The organism is Stenotrophomonas sp. YJH_SMC_138, assembly GCF_059369855.1.
The window spans coordinates 158,864-179,712 of record NZ_JCAFTB010000005.1; the positions used below are offsets into that span (position 1 = coordinate 158,864).

Annotated in this window: 18 protein-coding genes and 1 pseudogene; 11 read left to right on the top strand and 8 right to left on the bottom strand. The window is 67.6% G+C overall.

Going from position 1 to position 20,849, the window contains the following annotated elements:
* The first annotated feature begins 80 nt into the window (after window positions 1-80).
* Complete coding sequence (gene htpX, locus AC5P7I_RS12790; protein ID WP_014647806.1) at window positions 81-947, top strand: protease HtpX; 867 nt, start codon at window positions 81-83, stop codon at window positions 945-947.
* A 671-nt stretch (window positions 948-1,618) separates the two neighbouring features.
* Here the strand turns inward: htpX and AC5P7I_RS12795 are convergent.
* On the bottom strand, window positions 1,619-2,446 hold the full coding sequence (locus tag AC5P7I_RS12795; protein ID WP_005417749.1) for an inositol monophosphatase family protein: 828 nt from the start codon (window positions 2,444-2,446) through the stop codon (window positions 1,619-1,621).
* Between the two features lie 120 nt (window positions 2,447-2,566).
* On the opposite strand from AC5P7I_RS12795, the gene AC5P7I_RS12800 reads away from it, so the two are divergent.
* From AC5P7I_RS12800 to AC5P7I_RS12810, 3 genes are all read left to right on the top strand, one after another.
* Complete coding sequence (locus AC5P7I_RS12800) at window positions 2,567-3,337, top strand: TrmJ/YjtD family RNA methyltransferase (protein WP_164077501.1); 771 nt, start codon at window positions 2,567-2,569, stop codon at window positions 3,335-3,337.
* Window positions 3,338-3,441: 104 nt separating this feature from the next.
* Window positions 3,442-4,317, top strand: coding sequence for a phosphate/phosphite/phosphonate ABC transporter substrate-binding protein (locus AC5P7I_RS12805; RefSeq protein WP_227864238.1), 876 nt, complete (start codon window positions 3,442-3,444; stop codon window positions 4,315-4,317).
* Window positions 4,314-6,440, top strand: coding sequence for a putative bifunctional diguanylate cyclase/phosphodiesterase (locus tag AC5P7I_RS12810; protein WP_495222161.1), 2,127 nt, complete (start codon window positions 4,314-4,316; stop codon window positions 6,438-6,440). Before AC5P7I_RS12805 ends, AC5P7I_RS12810 begins: the two co-directional genes overlap by 4 nt.
* A 66-nt stretch (window positions 6,441-6,506) precedes the next feature.
* On the opposite strand, the gene epmB is transcribed toward AC5P7I_RS12810, so the two are convergent.
* Window positions 6,507-7,547 carry an EF-P beta-lysylation protein EpmB gene (gene epmB, locus AC5P7I_RS12815; RefSeq protein ID WP_180834965.1) on the bottom strand — a complete coding sequence of 347 codons (1,041 nt, stop codon included), beginning with the start codon at window positions 7,545-7,547 and terminating at the stop codon, window positions 6,507-6,509.
* A 96-nt stretch (window positions 7,548-7,643) separates the two neighbouring features.
* Here epmB and efp point away from each other — a divergent pair, with 96 nt between their 5' ends.
* The 5 genes from efp (at window position 7,644) to AC5P7I_RS12840 (ending at window position 11,911) form a co-directional block, all read left to right on the top strand.
* Window positions 7,644-8,210 (top strand): elongation factor P, encoded by a 567-nt coding sequence (gene efp / locus AC5P7I_RS12820; RefSeq protein ID WP_005410381.1) that lies wholly within the window; start codon window positions 7,644-7,646, stop codon window positions 8,208-8,210.
* 206 nt (window positions 8,211-8,416) lie between these two features.
* Complete coding sequence (locus AC5P7I_RS12825) at window positions 8,417-9,760, top strand: TRZ/ATZ family hydrolase (RefSeq protein WP_014647801.1); 1,344 nt, start codon at window positions 8,417-8,419, stop codon at window positions 9,758-9,760.
* A gap of 26 nt (window positions 9,761-9,786) precedes the next feature.
* The gene (gene ubiG, locus AC5P7I_RS12830) at window positions 9,787-10,503 is read left to right on the top strand and encodes a bifunctional 2-polyprenyl-6-hydroxyphenol methylase/3-demethylubiquinol 3-O-methyltransferase UbiG (protein WP_014647800.1); all 717 of its coding nucleotides are present in this window, start codon (window positions 9,787-9,789) and stop codon (window positions 10,501-10,503) included.
* Entirely contained in the window at window positions 10,500-11,195 is a 696-nt protein-coding gene (locus AC5P7I_RS12835) for a phosphoglycolate phosphatase (RefSeq protein ID WP_014647799.1), read from the top strand. The genes ubiG and AC5P7I_RS12835 overlap by 4 nt, the downstream gene beginning before the upstream one ends.
* 11 nt (window positions 11,196-11,206) lie before the next feature.
* Window positions 11,207-11,911, top strand: coding sequence for a squalene/phytoene synthase family protein (locus AC5P7I_RS12840; protein WP_014647798.1), 705 nt, complete (start codon window positions 11,207-11,209; stop codon window positions 11,909-11,911).
* Window positions 11,912-12,000: 89 nt separating this feature from the next.
* Here AC5P7I_RS12840 and AC5P7I_RS12845 read toward each other — a convergent pair whose 3' ends face one another.
* The 3 genes from AC5P7I_RS12845 to yidD are packed head-to-tail and all read right to left on the bottom strand — an operon-like array spanning window position 12,001 to window position 14,454.
* The gene (locus AC5P7I_RS12845; RefSeq protein ID WP_262088001.1) at window positions 12,001-12,852 is read right to left on the bottom strand and encodes a M23 family metallopeptidase; all 852 of its coding nucleotides are present in this window, start codon (window positions 12,850-12,852) and stop codon (window positions 12,001-12,003) included.
* A complete protein-coding gene (locus AC5P7I_RS12850) occupies window positions 12,852-14,198 on the bottom strand; it encodes a dihydroorotase (RefSeq protein WP_164077498.1) in 1,347 nt (448 codons plus the stop codon). Before AC5P7I_RS12850 ends, AC5P7I_RS12845 begins: the two co-directional genes overlap by 1 nt.
* Before the next feature lies 1 nt (window position 14,199).
* A complete protein-coding gene (gene yidD / locus AC5P7I_RS12855) occupies window positions 14,200-14,454 on the bottom strand; it encodes a membrane protein insertion efficiency factor YidD (RefSeq protein WP_014037867.1) in 255 nt (84 codons plus the stop codon).
* 271 nt (window positions 14,455-14,725) lie between these two features.
* Between yidD and dksA the strand changes: the two genes are divergently transcribed.
* A complete protein-coding gene (dksA, locus tag AC5P7I_RS12860; protein ID WP_075076325.1) occupies window positions 14,726-15,952 on the top strand; it encodes an RNA polymerase-binding protein DksA in 1,227 nt (408 codons plus the stop codon).
* A gap of 597 nt (window positions 15,953-16,549) precedes the next feature.
* On the opposite strand, the gene AC5P7I_RS12865 is transcribed toward dksA, so the two are convergent.
* The 3 genes and pseudogenes from AC5P7I_RS12865 to cysS all read right to left on the bottom strand — a co-directional run.
* Window positions 16,550-17,797, bottom strand: coding sequence for an MFS transporter (locus tag AC5P7I_RS12865; RefSeq protein WP_032956128.1), 1,248 nt, complete (start codon window positions 17,795-17,797; stop codon window positions 16,550-16,552).
* Window positions 17,794-18,246 carry a SufE family protein gene (locus AC5P7I_RS12870; protein ID WP_032956126.1) on the bottom strand — a complete coding sequence of 151 codons (453 nt, stop codon included), beginning with the start codon at window positions 18,244-18,246 and terminating at the stop codon, window positions 17,794-17,796. The genes AC5P7I_RS12865 and AC5P7I_RS12870 overlap by 4 nt, the downstream gene beginning before the upstream one ends.
* A 168-nt stretch (window positions 18,247-18,414) precedes the next feature.
* Window positions 18,415-19,887, bottom strand: a pseudogene (gene cysS / locus AC5P7I_RS12875) (cysteine--tRNA ligase); the annotation flags it as partial.
* 188 nt (window positions 19,888-20,075) lie between these two features.
* On the opposite strand from cysS, the gene AC5P7I_RS12880 reads away from it, so the two are divergent.
* A complete protein-coding gene (locus AC5P7I_RS12880; RefSeq protein WP_014647790.1) occupies window positions 20,076-20,639 on the top strand; it encodes a glycine zipper 2TM domain-containing protein in 564 nt (187 codons plus the stop codon).
* Window positions 20,640-20,849 lie beyond the last annotated feature (210 nt).

Below are 20,849 nucleotides of genomic sequence, written 5' to 3' on the forward strand. Positions count from 1 at the left end.
TCGGTCAGGTTGGCGCTTGAATTCAAGCTGACCACACCGCAAATTGACTGGTATCGACCCCTTCCGAGCCGGATTTTCCCATGTTTACCCGCATTGCCCTGTTCCTGGCGACCAACTTCGCGGTCCTGATCCTCGCCAGCATCGTGATGTCGTTGCTGGGGGTCAATCCGAGCCAGATGAGTGGCCTGCTGGTCATGGCCGCGATCTTCGGCTTCGGTGGCTCCTTCATCTCGCTGCTGCTGTCCAAGTGGATGGCCAAGCGCTCCACCGGTGCGGTGGTGATCACCGAGCCGCGCAACCAGACTGAGCGCTGGCTGCTGGCCACCGTCGAGCGGCAGGCCAAGGCGGCCGGCATCGGCATGCCCGAGGTGGCGGTCTATGACGGCCCGGAGATCAATGCCTTCGCCACCGGTGCCAACCGCAACAACGCGCTGGTGGCGGTGTCCACCGGCCTGCTGCACAACATGAGTGAAGACGAGGCCGAAGCGGTGCTGGGCCACGAGATCGCCCACGTCGCCAACGGTGACATGATCACCATGGCACTGCTGCAGGGCGTGTTGAACACCTTCGTGATCGTGCTGGCCCGCGTGGTCGGCGGCATCATCGACAGCGCGCTGTCGGGCAACCGCGAAGGCGGCGGCCGCGGCTTCGCCTACTACATCATCGTGTTCGTGCTGGAGATGGTGTTCGGCCTGTTCGCCACGATGATCTCGATGTGGTTCTCGCGCCATCGCGAGTTCCGTGCCGATGCGGGTGGTGCCTCGCTGGCGGGCCGCCAGAAGATGATCGCCGCGCTGGAGCGCCTGCAGCTCAACCACGGCCAGAGCACGCTGCCGACCCAGATTGCCGCCTTCGGCATTTCCGGTTCGACGGCCAAGAAGCTGTTCATGAGCCACCCGCCGCTGGAAGAGCGCATCGCCGCGCTGCGGGCGTCGACGGCGGCGTAAGCCACCGCTCCACGGTAGTGCAGGAACGCCTGGCTTCGCGCCGGGCGTTTTTGTTTGCGCGATGCATTGCTGATGCCGGATCGTGCCCGGCGGATCGTTTCCGCGCCTGCGGGGAGGTGTCACTTTCTTTGCTCGTGCAAAGAAAGTAATCAAAGAAACACGCCGCCGGGGCGCGAGCCGTCGCTGCGCGACGGTTCCCTGTGCTTCTCGGCGAATCAGGGGACGGCGCCGAACTCGCTGCGCTCAGACACCGGCGCCTCTTCGCCCCTGATTCCCCTGCGATGCTCGGCTCGCTCAAGGCGGACTGGAAGATCAAGATCAAGATCAAGAACAACAGCATCCACACGTGGCGTGGATTTACTGGGTTCAGCTGTGGCATTTGACCTTGGGTCCGCCTTGAGCGAGCCGAGCACCGCAGGTCCGGCGAGGGCGAAGAGGTGCGGGTGTCTGAGCGCAGCGAGTTCCCGCACCGTCCCTCGACGGGCCGAGGAGCGCAGGGTACCGATGCGTAGCATCGGCTCGCGCCCTGGCGGCGTGTTTCTTTGGTTACTTTCTTTGCACGAGCAAAGAAAGCGACACCCCTCCGCGGTCGCGGAAACGACTCTCCGTGCGCACAAACGAAAACGGCACCCTCGCAGGTGCCGTCTCCATGAACCGCATTACGCGAAACCTCAGAATTTCGCGTCGAACTCCGCCGCATAACCGGTGTTGACCAGCACCTTCTGCAGCGACTCGGCCACCTTCAGGTTGCCGGCCACGATCTGGTGGGTCTCCGGGCCACGGTTGTCCATGCGGCCCAGGGTCGCGCCCTTGAAGTCGCAGACCTTGCCACCCGCCTCGCGGACCAGCAGCAGGCCGGCGGCGATGTCCCACGCCTTCACGCCGGCTTCGAAGTAGGCGTCGGCGCGGCCGCAGGCCACGTAGGCCAGGTCCAGTGCGGCCGAGCCGGTGCGGCGGATGTCCTCGCCGTGCACCAGCAGGGCGTCAACCGCCTTCAGCTGGGCGCTGGCACGGCTGCGCTCGCGCGGCGCGAAGCCGGTGTGGATCATCGTGCCTTCCAGGTCCTTGCGATCGGCCACGCGGATGCGGCGGTCGTTCAGCACGGCGCCAGCGCCACGGCTTGCGGTGAACAGTTCATTGCGCAGCGGGTCGAAGATGACCGCATCGGTCGGTTCGCCATTCTCGACCAGAGCGATCGACACGCAGTAGTGCGGCACGCCGCGCAGGTAATTGCTGGTGCCGTCCAGCGGGTCGATGACCCACATCTGGCGGCGCTCGCCCTGCACGCCACCTTCTTCGCCGAAGATGCCGTAGTCCGGGTAAGCGCGCTTGAGTTCCTTGACGATGACCTTTTCCGCGTCCGCATCCACTTCGCTGGCGTAGTCCATCCGGCCCTTCTGCACCACGTTCAGTGCCTCGAGCTTGTTGATGTTGCGCAACAGGACGTTGCCGGCGAGGCGGGCGGCCTTGACCATGACGGTGACGGCGGGTTTCTGCATGGCGTGGGCTCCCGGAAAGGCAGAAGAGATGGACTGGCGGGGGAAAAGAGCGGGTCCGGCGCAGTGGCCGGCCGCACAGTTTACCATTGGTCATCGTCCAGCTCGACCTTTTCCCTGTTCATGTCCCAGTTTCCCGCCGCCACCCGCCTCCGATTCGTCCTGGTCGGTACCCAGCACCCCGGCAACATGGGCGCTGCCGCCCGTGCCCTGAAGACCATGGGCCTGGCCCGCCTGGTGCTGGTCGCCCCCGAAAAACCGCTGGACGAGGAGGCTTTCCGCCGCTCGGCCGGTGCCGAAGACGTGCTGGGGGACGCCCCGGTGGTGGCCACCCTGGCCGAGGCCGTGGCCGATTGCCGACTGGTGCTGGGCTGCACCGCCCGTGCCCGCCGCGTCCAGCTGGAGGAGTACCTGCCGGCCGATGCCGCCGCCCGTGCGGTGGCCAAGGTGGGCGAGGGCGCCGAGGTGGCGCTGGTGTTCGGTCGCGAGCGCACCGGGCTGACCAACGAGGAACTGCAGCTCTGCCATGCGGCGGTGCATATTCCATCCGACCCGGCGTTCAGCTCGCTCAACCTGGCAGCTGCGGTACAGGTGCTGGCCTATGAAACGCGCATGCAGCTGCTGGGCGCGCAGCCGGCCGCCGACGCCGAGCCGGGTTTCCGCGAACAGGCCGCCAGCCATGAGCAGATGGAGAGCTTCTTCGCCCAGCTCGGCGACACCTTGGACGAGATCGATTTCCACAAGGGCCGCGCACCGGAATCAGCGATGCGCAAGCTGCGCCGCCTGTTCCTGCGCAGCGAGCCGAGCGAGCAGGAAGTGCGCCTGTTGCGCGGCATCCTGGCCGACACCCAGCGCATGGCGCGACTGGCACAAGCGGGCAACAAGGACAGCTGACGACGTTCTCATTTTTTCGGGTAGTCTGTCCGGATACCCAGGGGGGGATGAAGCCTGTGTCGGGTCTGCGAAGGGCAGTGCAGAGGGGACTGCTGAGCCTGGTCATGATCCTGCTGGCCGGGACGGTGCATGCAGCACCGGACCCGGTGCTGGTGCTGGGCCGGATCAGCGATGATCCCAAGGCCCATTACGAGCAGCTGCAGCCGTTGCTGGACTATGTGGTGGCACGCATGCATGACGTCGGCATCAAGGAGGGGCGGATCCTGATGGCGCGCGACCCGCAGCAGATGGCCAGCTATCTGCGGCGGGGGCGGGTCGACTGGGTCACGGAAACGTCGGGTACGGCGGTGGCACTCGGCCAGCGCAGTGGCGCGCGGCCGTTGTTGCTGACCGAGCGCAATGGCGTGCGTGAGTACCAGACCGTGTTCTTCGTGCGCCGCGACAGTCCGGTCCAGCGCATCCAGGATATGCGTGGGCATCGCCTGGCGTTGCAGAACACGGCGTCCACCAGTGCCTACCTGGTGCCGGTGATGACGCTGCTGCAGGAGGGGCTGGCGCCGCAGATCCTGGCCGGCGTGTGGGACATGCCGGGCCGGGACAGTGTGGGGTATGTGTTCGCGCGCAGCGAGTTGAACATCGCTACGTTCGTGCACAAGGGCGTGGTTGACGTGGGGGCGGTGAGCAGCGTGGACTGGAACGACGAGCGACGGATGCCGGCGGCATTCCGGCGCGACTTCCGCGAGCTGCTGCGCACCAGGCCCTACCCGCGGGCGGTGGAGATGGTGCGCGCCGACCTCGACCCGCGGGTGCGTGACCGGCTGCAGGACGTCCTGCTGCAGGCGGCCAGTGACCCGCAGGCGCAGGGGGCGTTGCATCGGTTTTTCGGTACTTCCGGTTTCCACCGCGTCGATGCGCATGCGCAGCAGCGGCTGGATGAATTGAAACAAGGATTGACGCGCGTGCGGATGGAAGTGGAATGAAGTGGCTCGGCTCGGGAATGCAGGCCCGGTTCCTGCTCGCGATGGGCGGGGCGATGGTCGTGGTGGTGGCGATCCTGGCAGTGTTGCTGGGGCGGCAGGCGGCGATGCAGGGCGAGGTGCGCAACCTCAGTGGTGGCGTCATCCATGAACTGTTCGACCGCAGCGTGCGCAGCCGCGGCGAAGCGATGGCGCGCGAGCTGTCCGACGCGCTGGCCAACCCGTTGTACTACCGCGACCTGGACCAGGTCGGTGCGCTGGTGCGCAGCACCGCACGGCAGCCGGTCGTGCGCTATGTGCTGGTGTTCGACGACCGTGGCCGGCTGGTGCATGACGGCTCGATCGAGGTGCCCGGCTTCGGCCAGCCGATGGCCGACCCGCTCGCTCCCAAGGCCGCGGTGGCGCAGGCGCTGGTGGTGCAGGAATCGCCCAAGGTGCTCGACAACACCATGCCGATCATGGTCGGCAACCAGCGCATCGGCGGCGTCCGCGTCGGCATGGCGCTGGACGAGGTGCAGCAGCGCGAACAGGCAGCCAATGCCACGCTCGGCGAGCGCCTGCAGCAGGTCGGCAGCCGCCACCTGGGCTGGCTGCTGCTGATGCTGGGCCTGCTGGTGGTGATCGGCGTGGTGGTGATCCTGTACGTGCAGCGCACCCTGGTGGCGCCGATCCGGGACCTGGCCGCTGCGGCACGCCGCATCGAGGCTGGCGACTACCAGGCGCCGCTGGCCGAGAACACCCGCAATGACGAGGTCGGCGAGCTGGTGCGCGGCTTTGCCCGGATGCGCGATTCCATCGCCCGCCATGACCGCGAGGTGCGGCGCATGGCCTATACCGATGCGCTGACCGGGTTGACCAACCGGCTGGCGTTCCGGGAAGCACTGGACCATCGCCTGATGGCGGCGCGCGCATCCAATCATCGGCTGGGCCTGCTGTTCGCCGATATCGACGACTTCAAGCGCGTCAACGATACCCTCGGCCACGAGGCCGGTGACGAAGCGCTGTTGCAGTTCGCACAGCGCATCGGGCGCGCGGTTGCCGAAGCGGGAGGCGATGAGGCGCTGCTGGCCCGCTTCGGCGGCGTCGAGTTCGTGATCCTGGTCGGCGATGGCGACGTGGCCGCGAACGCCCGGCTGCTGGCCGAGGTGCTGGTGCGCGAACTGGGCAAGCCGCTGGTGGTACAGGGCAGGGAGCTGTTCCTGGGGACCTCGATCGGCGTGACCCTGTTCCCGGACGATGCCGCCGATGCGACCACGCTGCTGAAGAACGGCGACATCGCCATGTACCAGGCGAAGATGGCCGGCAAGAACTGCTACCGCCATTACAGCCGGGCGATGGACCATGCGGTCGAGCGCCGCGTGCACATGGAGCAGGAGCTGCGCGGGGCCTGGGAGCGCGGCGAGCTGCGCCTGGCCTACCAGCCGATCTTCCGCATGCGCGACCGGCGCATGGTCGGCGTCGAAGTGCTGCTGCGCTGGCAGCATCCGACCCTGGGCACGATTCCGCCGTCGGTGTTCATCGAAGTGGCCGAGCAGAGTGGACTGATCGAGATCATCGGCCCGAAGGTGCTGCGTGCGGCCTGCATGGAAGCCTCGCAGTGGCCACGGGGGGCGGGCGGCGACGATCTGTTCGTGTCGGTGAACGTATCACCGCGGCAGCTGCGCGGCGGCGAGCTGCCGGCGCTGGTTGCACAGTGCCTGCATGAGTCCGGGCTACCGGCCTCGCGCCTGCACCTGGAGCTGACCGAAACCGCAGTGATCGGCGACGAGATGGTTGCCGCGCAGCTGCTGGACAAGCTGCACCGCACCGGCGTGAAGGTCTGGCTGGATGATTTCGGAACGGGCTTCTCCGGTCTCAGCCACCTGCGCCAGGTGCCGGTGGACGGCGTGAAGATCGACAAGAGTTTCGTGGCCGACATGCAGCGCGATCCCGACGATCTGGCACTGACCACGGCCATCATCGCCATGGCCCACGCACTGGGCATCACGGTGGTGGCCGAGGGCATCGAGCAGCAGGCGCAGTTCGAACTGCTGGTGCAGCGCGGCTGCGATCTTGGCCAGGGCTACTGGCTGAGCCACCCGGTGACTGCCACCGAAGTGGTGCGGATGATCGAATCGGGTCTCTGACCGACGGTTGTTGTGTCGGGGTCAGATCCCTTTTCCGCAGGAAAAGGGATCTGACCCCCTGCGGAATTACACCGGGCGCTTGCTCGGGTCGCCGGGCAGTTCGCGCACCAGCTTGGGGATCAGGTAGCCGGACAGGCGTGCGGTCAGGCCGGCAATCAGCGCCTTGGCCTGGCTGTCGTCCACTTCGAAGTGGGCCACGCCCTCGACCCGGTCCAGCTGGTGCAGGTAATAGGGCAGCACGCCGGCGGCGAAGCTGCGCTCGCTCAGGTCCTGCAGGGCCTGCACGCTGTCGTTGACCCCGCGCAGCAGGACGGCCTGGTTCAGCAGCTGGGCGCCGACGCCGCGCAGGCGGCTCATCGCAGCGTCCACGCTGGCGTCGAACTCATTGGCATGGTTGGCGTGGACCACGATCGCCAGCGGCCACGGCAGGCTGCCCAGCCAGGCCAGCAGCTCCTCGTCCACGCGCTCCGGCAGCACGATCGGCAGCCGGGTGTGGATGCGCAGGCGGCGGATGTGCGGGATCGCGCGCAGCGCATCGGTCAGCTCGGCCAGCTTGTGCGTGGCCAGTGACAGCGGGTCGCCGCCGGACAGGATGACCTCGTCGATGTCCGGGTCGGCCGCGATGGCCGCTACGGCCTCCTGCCAGCCGCCCTTGGCGGCGTTTTCCGCGGCATAGTCGAAGTGGCGGCGGAAGCAGTAGCGGCAGTTGATCGCGCAACTGCCGGTGGCGACCAGCAGGGCGCGTCCACGGTACTTCTGGATGACGCCGGTGGCCTTCCTGGCGGCACCATCACCCACCGCATCGAAACTGAACCCGGGTGCCGGGCGCATTTCCTCGTCGACGGGCAGCACCTGGCGCAGCAGCGGGTCGGCCGCGTCGCCCACGCGCATGCGCGCCACGAAGCCCTCCGGCACGCGCAGCGCGAACTGGGCAATGGCCGCCTCCGAGACACCCAGCGCGGCCGGGTCTAGCTGCAGCCGGGCCAGCAGGGCGTGCGGGTCGCGCAGCGCCTGGCGCCAGAGCTGCTGCCAGCGCGCGGGCGCGCCTGGCGACTGGGGCCGGGGGAAGGCGGAAAGCTGCATGGAGAGGGGGCCTGCGGTTATCATGGGGGCAGAAAAACAGTCGCCCACCGGCACCCGGTGGGCTTTCCATTCTAACGGCTCGCCGCACCCGCGGCGTTTTTGCCACTCAGGAGTTTACGCATGGCCAGCTACGGCATGAACGACGTCAAGAACGGGATGAAGATCCTGGTCAACAACCAACCGGCCGTCATCATCGACACCGAATACGTCAAGCCGGGCAAGGGCCAGGCCTTCACCCGCGTGAAGTACCGCCTGATCAAGGACGGCCGTACCCAGGAAGTAACCATGAAGTCGACCGACTCGCTGGATGCAGCCGACGTCGTCGATACCGACATGAACTTCATGTACAGCGACGGTGAGTACTGGCACTTCATGGACCCGGAATCCTTCGAGCAGGTCCAGGCCACCAAGGCCGGCATGGGCGGCGCCGAAAAGTGGCTGAAGGGCGAAGAGTCCTGCGTGGTCACCCTGTGGAACGGTGAGCCGATCTTCGTGCAGCCGCCGAACTTCGTCGAACTGAAGATCACCGAAACCGATCCGGGCGTCCGTGGCGACACCTCGGGCGGCGGCGGCAAGCCGGCCACCCTGGAAACCGGCGCCGTGGTCCGCGTGCCGCTGTTCGTCAACCAGGACGAAGTGATCCGCGTCGACACCCGTTCGGGCGAATACTCCGCACGCGTCAAGTAAGGTTCCGGCCATAGGCCGACCTTGCGGTAGTGCCGGCCGCTGGCCGGGTACGCGCCAGCACATTCGCGCTGGCGCTCCCATGATCTGCTTCGGCAGATCATGGGCCCCGCTTCACGGGTCTCCAGACCCCGCCGCTTCGCGGCAGCCCCTTACTCAGGGGCGTGTCCCCAGAAGTATCTCGCCGCCCCCACAGCCAGTGAGCCCGCATGAGCGATAGCCCGCACCTCCCCGAAGCCTGCGACCTGCTCATCGAAGCCGGTTACGTCGTTCCGATCGAGCCGCATGCGGTGGTGCTGGAAGACCATGCCGTTGCCGTGCGTGGCAGCGAGATCGTGGCCATCCTGCCGCGTGCCGAGGCGCGCGCACGCTTCCGCGCCACCCAGGTGGTGAGCCGACCCGAGGCTGCGCTGATGCCGGGCCTGGTCAACGCGCACACGCACAACCCGATGACCCTGCTGCGCGGCGTTGCCGACGACCTGCCGCTGATGACCTGGCTGCAGCAGCACATCTGGCCGGTGGAAGCGGCGGTGATCGGCCCCGAATTCGTTGCCGACGGTACCACCCTGGCCATCGCCGAGATGCTGCGCGGCGGCACCACCTGCGCCAACGAGAACTACTTCTTCGGCGACGTGCAGGCCGCGGTCTACAAGAAACACGGTTTCCGCGCGCTGGTGGGCGCGGTCATCATCGATTTCCCCACCGCCTGGGCCAAGACCGACGACGAGTACTTCGCCAAGGCCGGTGAACTGCACGACCAGTGGCGCACCGATCCGCTGATCGGCACCGCGTTCGCGCCGCATGCGCCTTACACGGTCAATGATGCCAACTTCGAGCGGGTGCGGATGCTGTCCGACCAGCTCGACATGCAGGTGCACCTGCACACCCACGAGACCGCGCAGGAAATCAACGATTCGATCAGGCTGCACGGCCAGCGCCCGCTGGCGCGGCTGGATCGGCTCGGCCTGGTCAACGACCGCCTGATCGCGGTGCACATGACCCAGCTGACCGATGCGGAAATCCACCTGTGCGCCGAACGTGGCGTCAGCGTGGTGCATTGCCCGGAATCCAACCTGAAGCTGGCCTCCGGTTTCTGCCCGGCCTGCGCCCTGCAGCGCGCAGGCGTGAACCTGGCGATCGGTACCGATGGCTGCGCCAGCAACAACGACCTGGACATGTTCAGCGAGAACCGCACCGCGGCGATCCTGGCCAAGGCCGTGGCCGACGACGCCACTGCACTGGACGCGGCAACCACGCTGCGCGCGTCCACGCTGGGTGGCGCACGCGCGCTCGGCTTCGGCGACCGCATCGGCTCGATCGAAGTCGGCAAGCAGGCCGACCTGGTCTGCGTTGATCTGTCCGCGCTGGAAACACAGCCGCTGCACAACGTGCTGTCGCAGCTGGTGTACGCCACCGGCCGCCAGCAGGTCAGCGATGTCTGGATCGCCGGCAAGCCGAAGCTGGTGCAGCGCGAGCTGGTCGGCATGGACCTGCCGGGCATCATCGCCAACGCGCGCCAGTGGCGCGAGCGCATCCGCCATATCCGCGCCTGAACCCTGGCGCCGCAAGGACATCCCCCATGACTGCCCCCCACGCTTCCTCAAATTTCGATCAGGCCGAGCTGGACAAGTTCGCTGCGCTGGCCAACCGCTGGTGGGACGCTGACGGCCCGCAGAAGCCGCTGCATGCGCTGAATCCGGTGCGCCTGCAGTACGTGGCTGACCGCGTGCCGCTGCGCGGCGCCCGCGTGCTCGACATCGGCTGCGGTGGCGGCCTGTTGAGCGAAGCGCTGGCCCAGGCCGGTGCTGACGTCACCGCCATCGACCTGGCCCCGGAGCTGGTCAAGGTCGCGCGCCTGCATGCGCTGGAAAGCGGCGCCCAGGTCGATTACCGGGTGCAGGCGGCCGAGGATCTGGCCGCCGAGCAGCCGGGCAGCTTCGACGTGGTCACCTGCATGGAAATGCTGGAGCACGTGCCGGACCCGGGCGCGATCATCGAGGCCTGCAAGCGCCTGCTGAAGCCGGGCGGCCACCTGTTCCTGTCGACCATCAACCGCACCGCCGCCGCGTTCGCGGTGGCGATCGTCGGCGCCGAGTACGTGGCGCGCCTGCTGCCCAAGGGCACGCACCACTACCAGGAATTCATCAAGCCGGCCGAGCTGGCGCGCTGGCTGCGCGAGGCCGACCTGCAACTGGTGGATGTCAGCGGCATGGCCTACGAGCCGTGGCGCAACCATGCCCGCCTGAGCAGCCGCACCGACATCAACTACCTGGCCTACGCGGTCAAGCCGGCATGACCGCCGCCCGCTTCCCGCGTGCGGTGCTGTTCGACCTGGACGGCACCCTGCTGGACAGCGCGCCGGACTTCGTCGCTACCTGCAACGCGATGCTGGCCGAGCGTGGTCGTGCGCCGATCGATCCGGCGGTGCTGCGCCCGGTGGTATCCAAGGGCTCGCGCGCGATGGTCGGGGCCGCTTTCCCGGACCTGGATGCCGCTGCGCGAGATGCACTGATTCCGGAATTCCTGCAGCGCTACGAAGCGCTGATCGGCCAGCACGCGGTGCTGTTCGATGGCGTGGCCGGCATGCTTGCCGCGCTGGATGACGCCGGCACCGTGTGGGGCATCGTCACCAACAAGCCCGAGTACCTGGCGCGGCTGATCCTGCCGCAGCACGGCTGGCAGCAGCGCTGTGCAGTGCTGGTCGGCGGTGACAGCCTGGCCGAGCGCAAACCTCACCCGCTGCCGCTGCTGCACGCTGCGCAGGCCATTGGCGTTGCCGCCGAAGACTGTGTGTACGTGGGTGACGACGAGCGCGACATCATCGCCGCGCGGGCCGCGGCCATGCCGTCGGTGGCAGCCCTGTGGGGCTACCGCCTGCACAGCGACGATCCGCTGGCCTGGCAGGCCGACGTGCTGGTCGAGAACGCTGAACTTCTGCAACTGGCCAGTCTCTGGCCGACCCGGCCGGCAGCCCCGGCCCAGCCGTAAGGAATGGTGTAGTGAGCAGTACCGCGCTGGACAGTTTCCTCGACAAGTGGCGCAGCCGTTGGCCGGAATGGTCGGTGGCCGCCCCGTTCGTGGCCGAATCGCAACGCGAGCTTGCAGTGGCGTGGTTCGCGCTGCTGCAGGAGTTCGACGACATGCTCAACACCAGCGGCGATCCGCTGCCGGCCGACGCCAAGCTGGCGTGGTGGGGCGAGGAGCTGCGCAGCTGGGCGGGACATCGCTCGCGCCATCCGCTGGGCAGGCTGCTGGAGCCGGTGCGTGCACCGTGGGCCCAGTTGGCCGAAGCACTTCCGGATCTGGTTGAAGCGCGCACGGTCGCGCTGGATGCGGCCGGCGCCGGGCGCGCGCTGGCGAACTACGCCGAGGCCGTAGCCGCGGTGGAGGCGGCCTTGTTCGCTGACAAGCCGCGCACCGGCGCCGGTCGTGCGGTGCAGCTGCAGACCTTGGCGCAGCGCCTGCAGGACGCTGGCGTGGCGGGTGTGCCGCGCAGCCTGCTGGACGAGGACGCCAGCAATGCCGCACAGCGCTGGGCGCAGCATCTGTTGAAGGGGTGGGGCACCCGCGTGCCCGGCCCGCGCCCGCGCCGTGTGTGGTCCAGCCTGGCGCGTGCGCGGGTGGCGGCACAGGCCGCAGGCAAGCCGATCGAGGCCACCCCGGTGCGCACCCTGCTGCGCGTGTGGTGGGCCGCGCGCGGTTGATCCAACGTACCTGGTAGTGCCGGCCGCTGGCCGGCATCCAGCAGGGCGCGGAAGAGGATGAGGTTGCCGGCCAGCGGCCGGCACTACCGTTACTTGCGCTCCAGCACCAGCAGCGGGTCGATACGGGTCTCGAACCAGTTCATGCCCCAGTGCAGGTGCGGGCCGGTGGCGCGGCCGGTGGCGCCGACCGCAGCGATCACCTGGCCCTGTTCAACCCGGTCGCCGACCTTTACGTCGATGCGCGAGAGGTGCAGGAAGTTGGAGCTGACCCCGAAGCCGTGGTCGAGCAGCAACGTGCCGCCGGTCAGGTACAGGTCCGGGCCGGCGAAGGTGACGATGCCGGCGGCCGGTGCTTTCACCGGCGTGCCGGTCGGCACCGCGATGTCCATGCCGGAATGACCGGCACCGGGCTGGCCGTTGTACACGCGGGCATTGCCGAAGCGGCCGCTGATGCGGCCCTGCACCGGCCAGATGAAGGTCTGGGTGAAGTCGGTGCGGTCGTCATCGCGGGCGCGTGCGGAGGTCACCTGCGCCTGTTCGCGCTTGATCCGCTCGGCAATCGCCGGCGGCGGGTTGACCGTCTTCGGCGGCACGCCATTGACCCGCTCTGTGGGCCAGTCGCGCGGCGTCACCGCAATGGTCGCGGTCTCGCTGCCACCATCGGGGCGCTGCACCTGCACGCGCAGCGGGCCCTTCTCGTCACGGCCGATGCCGAACACCACGCTGCCGTAGCCGCTCACCCGCAGCTGGCGACCGGCGTACTGCACGCGGCTGCCGGCGGGAACCTTGCCGATCACCAGTGCGCCCTGCGACGCACTGGCCGGGAACACCACGCGGCTGTCGATCAGGCTGCCAATGCCATCCTGCGCCTGCGCCTGCGCCGCGGGTACGGAAAACAGGGGCGCGGCCAGCAGCGACCCGATCAGAAGTGCCGAGCGCATCAGCGGTCGTAGGTCATGCGCTGGCCGGCGGGTTCGCCCACCAGGTTGCTGCCGTCCCACACCAGCTGGCCGTTGACCCAGGTGGAGGCGACGCGCGAACGGAAGGTGGTGCCCTCAAACGGCGACCAGCCGCACTTGGACAGCACGTCCTCGCGCTTGATCGTGAACGGCACGTCTTCGACCAGGACCAGATCGGCGAAGTAGCCTTCGCGCAGGAAACCACGTTCTTCCACGTCGAACAGCTGCGCCGGGGCGTGGGCGAACTTCTGCACCACCTGCTCGCGGGTCAGCTTGCCTTCGTGCACGCGCTCCAGCGCGGCCACCAGCGCGTACTGCACCAGTGGCAGGCCGGAGGGGGCCTGCGCGTAGGGCTTCTGCTTCTCTTCCCAGGTGTGCGGCGCGTGGTCGGTAGCCAGCACGTCCAGCACGTCGTCGGCCAGCGCAGCGGTGATCGCCTCGCGGTCGGACACTTCCTTGATGGCCGGGTTGCACTTGATCAGGTTGCCCTTGGTCGCATAGTCCGGGCGCGCGAAGTGCAGGAAGTGCACGCAGGTTTCAGCGGTGATCTGCTTGCGGCTGCCATCGGCGCGGATCAGCGGGCCCTTCTCGAACAGCGCCAGTTCATCGGCGGTGGAGATGTGCAGCACGTGCAGGCGGGTGCCGTGTTTGCGCGCCAGCGACATCGCCAGGCGGGTCGACTTGATGCAGGCTTCGCGCGAGCGGATGTCCGGGTGCATGTCCGGGGTCAGCGCATCGCCGTACTTTTCCTGGAAGGCCTTCAGGTTGGCATCGATCATCGGCGTGTCTTCGCAGTGCGTGATGATCGGGGTCGGGCATTCGCGGAAGATCGCGTCCAGCGTTTCGGGATTGTCGACCAGCATGTTGCCGGTCGAAGCACCCATGAACACCTTCACGCCCGGCGCCTTCTTCGGGTCCAGCGCACGGATGGCGTCCAGGTTGTCATTGCTGGCGCCGTGGTAGAAGCCGTAGTTGGCCCAGGCGCGGCCGCGCGCGAGCTCGTACTTGGCTTCCAGGATGGTCGAATCCAGCGTCGGCGGGTTGGTGTTGGGCATGTCCATGAAGCTGGTCAGGCCACCGGCCACGGCCGCCGCCGATTCGCTGGCGATGTCGCCCTTGTGGGTCAGGCCCGGTTCGCGGAAGTGCACCTGGTCATCGATCATGCCCGGGAGCAGCCAGCGCCCGGCCGCGTCCACCACCTGCTCGCCGTCGCGCGGCGCCAGCCCGTTGCCGATCTGCGCGATGCGGCCGTTCTCGATGCGCAGGTCGCCGTCGAAGGTGCGGCCTTCGTTGACCATGCGGGCATTGGTGATGAGGGTGGAGGACATGTCAATGTTTTCCTGTGCAACGGCAAGAGGGGGCGTTGGGGGACTCGGGCACGGGGTCGAAGCCGCCGGGATGGAACGGGTGGCAGCGGCCCAGCCTGCGCGCAGCCAGCCAGCTGCCGCGCAGCGGGCCGTGCCGCGAGATCGCGTCCATCGCGTATTCAGAACAGCTCGGCACGAAACGGCAGCGGGGCCCCAGCAAGGGGCTGATGAAGCGCTTGTAGAAGCGCAGCAGGGCGATGAGCAGGCGCGAGATCACCCAGTCATCTTATGCCAGTTGGCATGAAGGCCGCATTTGTGCAGGATGGGCCGTTGGTCGCATGTCGCCGATGGCCTGCGACCGGTACCAGCACCGTCGGGTGCTGGCCAGGTTCCGTACCGCGCAAGGCGGTCCGTGTTCGTCGGACTGCCCATTGGGCGCCTTGGCTCCAGGACTGAATGGAGCAGGGTGCCGAGGTTGCTGCTGCGGGTCGGGTAGGCTATAAAGGCCCGCTTTCCCGGGCCCCGGGGAATCCAAGGAAGAGCGTTTCGTGGCTGCTAAAAAAACTGCAAAGAAGGCCGCAACGGCCGCCAAGAAAACCGCCAAGCCTGTTGTGAAGAAGTTGGCGGCAAAGCCCGTTGCCAAGAAGCCGGCGAGCAAGCCGGCGACCAAGGCAGCGTCCTCGCAACCGGCGGCCAGGAAGGCCACCGCAAAGAAAACGCCGGTCAAGGCAACCAAGCCGGTGGCGAAGAAGGCCGCTGCGCCCGCCAAGGCCAAGCCAGCCGCTGCCAGCAAGAAGGCGCCGGTGAAAAAGGCCGTCAGCAAGGCTGCGCCGGTGAAGAAGACCGTCGCCAAGCCGGTGGTCAAGAAGGCAGCAGCCAAGCCGGCGCCGAAGGCGGTGGTGAAGAAGGCTGCAGCCAAGCCGGTCGCCAAGCCGGCGGCAAAGAAGGTCGCTGCGGCCAAGCCGGTCGCCACGCCTGCCGCTGCAAAGAAGGTTGCCAAGAATGTTGCCGCACCGGCCGTAAAGCCGGCCCCGGCCCCAGTAGTGAAGTCCGCACCGAAGCCTGCTGCCAAGCCGGCTCCGGCCAAGCCTGTCCCGGCCAAGACCGTGGCAGTGGCAGCAGCCCAACCGGCCTCCAAGCCGGCCCCGGCCGCCGCTCCTGCCGCTTCGAAGGCCCCGCAATCCAAGAATCCCGTGCCCGTTTCGAAATCGCCTGCCAAAACCGCCGTGAAATCCGATTCCGCCCCGAAGACCGTGTCGCGCCCTGTCGGCAAGGTTGCCGTGGCCGTCGCCGCCCGCTCGGCAGCACCGGCCCCGCGCAGCAAGTACAAGGTGGTCGAATACAAGACCGACGAGGCCACCGGCCGCCCGATCCTGCCGGCTGGCTACAAGCCGTCCTCGGAAGAGGAATACATGAGCCCGCTGCAGCAGGAGTATTTCCGCCAGCGCCTGCAGAACTGGCGCGCGGACCTGGTGGAAGAGTCCAAGCAGACCATCGAGAACCTGCGCGAGGAAGTGCGTGACATCGGCGACGAAGCCGAGCGCGCGACCCGCGAAACCGAGAACTCGCTGGAACTGCGTACCCGCGACCGCTACCGCAAGCTGATCGGCAAGATCGACAGCACCCTGAAGCGCCTGGAAGCGGGCGACTACGGTTACTGCGTCGACACCGGCGAAGAAATCGGCCTGGAGCGCCTGGAGGCGCGCCTGACCGCCGAGCGCACCATCGATGCCCAGGAGCGTTGGGAGCATCTGCAGAAGCAGCAGGGCGACTGATTCCTGATCGTTGTCTGGTCATGCAGAAAACCCGGCTTCGGCCGGGTTTTTTGTTGGGTTCGAGTTGGCTGTGTAGAGCGCCTTCCGGGTATCGGGTGGAGCCTGCGGGTGGGTCCGGGCAGGACACGATGCAAGTACATCCCTGTAAGCTCGGCCGCGGCATCCATGCCGCGGACGGTCCTGCCCGGACCCACCCGCAGGCTCTCGACGGTTTCCTGCGTGCGCGGCCGATGTAGAGCCGAGCCCACGCTCGGCTCAGGCCGACAGGAGCGGTCTTGCGTGCGCTCGCGGCTGTTGAGTCCGCCTTGTAGCGAGCCGAGCACCGCAGGGGAATCAGGGGCGAAGAGGCGGCTCTATCCTGTAGAGCCGACTGCTGGTCGGCTGGCTCTCCGCGTCGTCCCCTGATTCACCGAGGAGCACAGGGCACCGGCGCGCAGCGCCGGCTCGCGGATGGCGGCGTGTTTCTTTGGTTACTTTTCTTTTCGCGCGAAAAGAAACGTGACACCCCACCGCGGTCGCGGAAAGAGCCCGCCGGGCATGGCCCGGCGCGTGGGCGCACGGAAATACGCAGCCGAGCATGGGCTCGGCTCTACAGGCTCACTGCAGGTCGCGAAGATTCAACTTCCGCAGCGTCGGGTTCTTCCACGCGGTGATCCCGGCCACGCTCAGCACCGCGAACCCGCCCAGCACCACGGCCGGTACCAGGCCGAGCAGCTTCGCCATCGTGCCGGCATAGAACGCGCCCAGCTCGTTGGACGAACTGATGAAGATGCCGTTGATCGACGATACGCGACCGCGCATTTCTTCCGGCGTGGCCAGCTGCAGGATGGTCGAGCGGATCACCACCGAGACGCCATCGAAGGCGCCGTAGAACAGCAGGATCAGCGCCGACAGCCAGAAGTGCTGCGACAGCCCGAAGCTGATCACGCACAGGCCGAAGCCGGCCACCGCGAACAGCAGCACGCGGCCGGCATTGCGGTGCAGCGGGTGGCGGGCCAGCCACAGGCCCACGCACACCGAGCCCAGCGCCGGCATCGCGCGCAGGATGCCCAGGCCTTCCGGGCCGTGGTGCAGGATTTCGTGCAGGAACGCCGGCAGCATCGCCACCACGCCGCCCAGCAGCACCGAGAACATGTCCAGCGCCATCGCGCCGACCATGATCCGGTTGCCGACCACGAAGCGCGCGCCTTCGGCGATGCTCTTGAAGATCGGCGCGGCAGGGCCGGTGTGCACCGGCTCCTCCACCTTCAGCGTGGCCAGACAGGCCATCGCCACCAGCGCGAAGGCGGTGGCCACCGCGTAGGACAGGCCCTTGCCACCGAAGCCGACCAGCACGCCGCCCAGTGCCGGGCCGGCGATCATGCCGGCCTGGAATACCACCGCGCCCAGGCCGGCGCCACGCGCGAACTGGTCACGGGCCAGTACGCGGGCGAACAGGGCGTTGTAGATCGGCGACAGGAAGGCGCGGACCATGCCGGTCAGCGCAATGGCTGCGTAGATCGGCCACACGCCGTCGATCGGCAGCCAGCCCATGGCCACGCTGGTCAATACCAGTGCGGTGGCGATCAGTCCGCAACAGGCGACCATGCCCAGGCGGCGGCGCGGCAGGTGATCCACCAGGTAACCGGCGAACGGCGCCACGCAGAAGAACGGCAGCACCTCGGCCAGGCCGATCAGGCCCAGCGAGAACGGATTGCGGGTGACTTCGTAGATGTGCCAGCCGACGGTGACCGCGACCACCTGGTAGGACAGCATCGCGAAGATGCGGTACGCCAGCAGCCTGGCGAAACCGGGCCGGGACAGCAGGCCCAGCGCGCTGTCTTCGGCTGTGGCAGGCTCGCTCACGACGGGTCGCGCTGCAGCTGGGCCTGCGCGGTCTCGCGGATGAAGGCCAGCATCGCCGCCACGCCGTTGCTGCGGGTCGGCGAGAGGTGGCGGGCCAGGCCGATGTCCTGGATGTAGCTCGGCTCGGTAGCCAGGATCTCCTGCGCCGAGCGCCCGGAGTACACACGCAGGGCCAGGAAGATCAGGCCGGAGACAATCGCCGAATCACTGATGGCATGGAAGCGCAGCGACTGCGCGTTGCCTTCGGGCACGATCCAGACCATCGACTGGCAGCCGAGCAGGCGATGCTCTTCGGTCTTCCATTCTTCCGGGAAGGCCGGCAGCTTGCGGCCGAGGTCGATCAGGTACTGGTAACGCTCGGACCAGTCGCCGAAGAAGCCGAATTCCTCGGCGATGGCGGCCTGTGCCTCGGCGGCGGTGGGTTCAAGCGGGAACGGGGAGTCGATCACAACAGTCTCTACGGTGGGGGCGTGGCCGGCGTACCGGCCACGGGGCAGGGCGGGTCAGCCGCGCTTGCGCGACCAGCGCACGCCCTGCGGGGTGTCTTCCAGCACGATGCCTTCGGCGGCCAGCTGGTCGCGGATGGCGTCGGAACGGGCGAAGTCGCGCGCCTTCTTGGCAGCGGCACGCTCATCGATCAGGCCCTGGATGCGCGCATCGTCACCATCATCGCCGGCGGCGGTACCGAACCATTGCGCCGGATCGGCCTGCAGCAGGCCCAAGGCCAGGCCGGCGCCGAGGAGGCGCGATTTGGCCAAGCGCAGTGCTCGTGCCGGTGGCTGCCAGTCCTTTAGAGACTGCTTAAGGAGCTGAGCGATTTCAGCGTTGCTCAGCCCGGCCGACTGTTGCTCAAAAAGCTCACGGTGATCTTCGGTAATGGCTCCGACTTTGACCAGCAGGCCAACATTTGTTCGTGCATCGACGCGCGTCAGCGCCGAGAATTTACTTACTGAGCTCAAATGCTGGATTATCCAGCTGCGCTGGTGCTGCAGTCTGGAAGCGCTGTCCGCGTATGCGTAGAGCTCGGCTAGCGCCTGCGGGGTATTTAGATCATCGTCTAGAATTTCCTCGATGATCGCTGGAATCTCAGCAGGGGCCTCAACGTCGCCTAGCTCGCGCAAGGTGCCGTACAGGCGGTCCAGGGTGCGCACCGACTGTTCGATCAGGCCATCGGACCAGTCCAGCGGTTGCCGGTAGTGGGCCGACAGCAGGGCCAGGCGCAGTGCTTCCGGCGGGTGCTGGCGCACCAGGTCGTGCACGCGCTCGATGTTGCCCAGCGACTTGCTCATCTTGGCGCCGCCGAAGTTGAGCATGCCGTTGTGCAGCCAGAAGCGGGCGAAGATCTTGCCGCCGTGGGCGCACTCGCTCTGCGCAAGCTCGTTCTCGTGGTGCGGGAACTGCAGGTCGACGCCGCCGGCATGGATGTCGATGGTCTCGCCCAGGTGGGCGGCGGCCATTGCCGAGCACTCGATGTGCCAGCCCGGGCGGCCACGGCCCCAGGGCGACGCCCAGCCGGGCAGGTCGTCGCTGGACGGCTTCCACAGCACGAAATCACCCGGATCACGCTTGTACGGGGCCACGTCGACACGGGCGCCGGCCAGCATTTCGTCCGGATCGCGGCGCGAGAGCTTGCCGTAGCCATCGAAGCTGGCCACCGCGAACAGCACGTGGCCTTCGGCAGCGTAGGCATGCCCGTTGGCGATCAGCTGCTCGATCATGGTGATGATCTGCGGAATGTGCGCGGTCACCTCCGGCTCGATGTCCGGCGGCACCACGCCCAGCGCGGCCATGTCCTCACGGTAGGCGGCGGCGAACCTGTCGGTGATGGTGCTGATCGGTACGCCCTGCTCGCGCGCGGCGGTGTTGATCTTGTCGTCCACGTCGGTGATGTTGCGCGCGTAGCGCAGGCCACCGAAACGGCGCCGCAGCAGGTCGGCCAGCACCCCGAACACCACCGGGCCACGGGCGTTGCCGATGTGCACGTAGTTGTAGACCGTCGGGCCGCACACATACAGGGTCGGACAGGCCGGATCGAGCGGGGTGAACGGTTCGAGCTGGCGAGTCAGGTTGTTGTGCAGGCGCAGGGTCATGGGGCTGTGGCTGGGGGACAAGCCTGTGATTTTAGAACGTGTCGGCCCCCTTTGGGGGCACCCGTTGCCACCGGTGGACGCCGGGGCCGCCCGGGGTGGGGTGGGCAGGAGCGGCGTGGACGGGTAATGTTCAGCCCCTTGCGCTCGCCACTGCCTACACTATTGCCGTGTCCTTGCTCCCGTCGCCAATGAAATCCACCGCGTTGCTGACCCTGGCCTGCCTGTCGGCGCTGCCCGCCGTGGTGCTGGCGCAGGAGGCCGAGCCCCGCAACCGGGTGGTGATCGTTGAGAACGTGAAGTTCGACTACGCCCAGGTGCTGAACGTGGAGCCGGTGTTCCAGACCCTGCGCGCGACCCGCACCGAGGAGCACTGCGAGCCGGTGTCGACCCGGACCCTGGCCCCGGTGAACGTGACCGGCGAGGAGCCGGTCGAGGACAAGGGCCGGATCAGCCGCTTCTGGGACTCGGTGCGCTCGATGTTCAAGCGCAGCGACGAAGAGGCCGTTGAGGAGCCCGGAGCCGAGACGCCGGCCCCGGCACCGGCCAACACTGGCCCGATGCTGACCCGCGACTGCCGCATCGTGCCGGTGGGGCGTGAATTCCGCCGGCCCATCGCCTACGACGTGGATTACGTCTACAAGGGCACCAAGTACCGTTCGCGGCTGCCGGAAGACCCCGGCAACCGGCTCAAGATCCGGGTGTCGATCACGCCCTGGGTCGGCCCGGAGCAGGGCACGGCCAGCAATCCCTGATTCTGGGACCCCGGCCCTTGCGCCGGCCCCGGCCGCATGCAAAGATGGCTGACCATGAAGCTCACCGACTTCCAGCACGACAGCAGCGCAGCCCGACAGGCGTCGGGCATGACCTCGCGTGCGCGTCGACCGGAACCCCACATTCTCGCTGGGTAACCGGAGCTTTTTGCTGTTCGTCCGAAAAAACCCAGCCCGCCGGCTGGGTTTTTT

What these genes read in the sequence shown, in the direction of transcription:
- AC5P7I_RS12845 (WP_262088001.1), bottom strand. Translation starts at nt 12,852, where the DNA reads ATGCGCTCGGCACTTCTGATCGGGTCGCTGCTGGCCGCGCCCCTGTTT.
- ubiG (WP_014647800.1), top strand. Translation starts at nt 9,787, where the DNA reads ATGACTGCCCCCCACGCTTCCTCAAATTTCGATCAGGCCGAGCTGGAC.
- AC5P7I_RS12825 (WP_014647801.1), top strand. Translation starts at nt 8,417, where the DNA reads ATGAGCGATAGCCCGCACCTCCCCGAAGCCTGCGACCTGCTCATCGAA.
- AC5P7I_RS12800 (WP_164077501.1), top strand. Translation starts at nt 2,567, where the DNA reads ATGTCCCAGTTTCCCGCCGCCACCCGCCTCCGATTCGTCCTGGTCGGT.
- AC5P7I_RS12810 (WP_495222161.1), top strand. Translation starts at nt 4,314, where the DNA reads ATGAAGTGGCTCGGCTCGGGAATGCAGGCCCGGTTCCTGCTCGCGATG.
- AC5P7I_RS12835 (WP_014647799.1), top strand. Translation starts at nt 10,500, where the DNA reads ATGACCGCCGCCCGCTTCCCGCGTGCGGTGCTGTTCGACCTGGACGGC.
- AC5P7I_RS12850 (WP_164077498.1), bottom strand. Translation starts at nt 14,198, where the DNA reads ATGTCCTCCACCCTCATCACCAATGCCCGCATGGTCAACGAAGGCCGC.
- efp (WP_005410381.1), top strand. Translation starts at nt 7,644, where the DNA reads ATGGCCAGCTACGGCATGAACGACGTCAAGAACGGGATGAAGATCCTG.
- epmB (WP_180834965.1), bottom strand. Translation starts at nt 7,547, where the DNA reads ATGATAACCGCAGGCCCCCTCTCCATGCAGCTTTCCGCCTTCCCCCGG.
- AC5P7I_RS12805 (WP_227864238.1), top strand. Translation starts at nt 3,442, where the DNA reads ATGATCCTGCTGGCCGGGACGGTGCATGCAGCACCGGACCCGGTGCTG.
- htpX (WP_014647806.1), top strand. Translation starts at nt 81, where the DNA reads ATGTTTACCCGCATTGCCCTGTTCCTGGCGACCAACTTCGCGGTCCTG.
- AC5P7I_RS12880 (WP_014647790.1), top strand. Translation starts at nt 20,076, where the DNA reads ATGAAATCCACCGCGTTGCTGACCCTGGCCTGCCTGTCGGCGCTGCCC.
- AC5P7I_RS12795 (WP_005417749.1), bottom strand. Translation starts at nt 2,446, where the DNA reads ATGCAGAAACCCGCCGTCACCGTCATGGTCAAGGCCGCCCGCCTCGCC.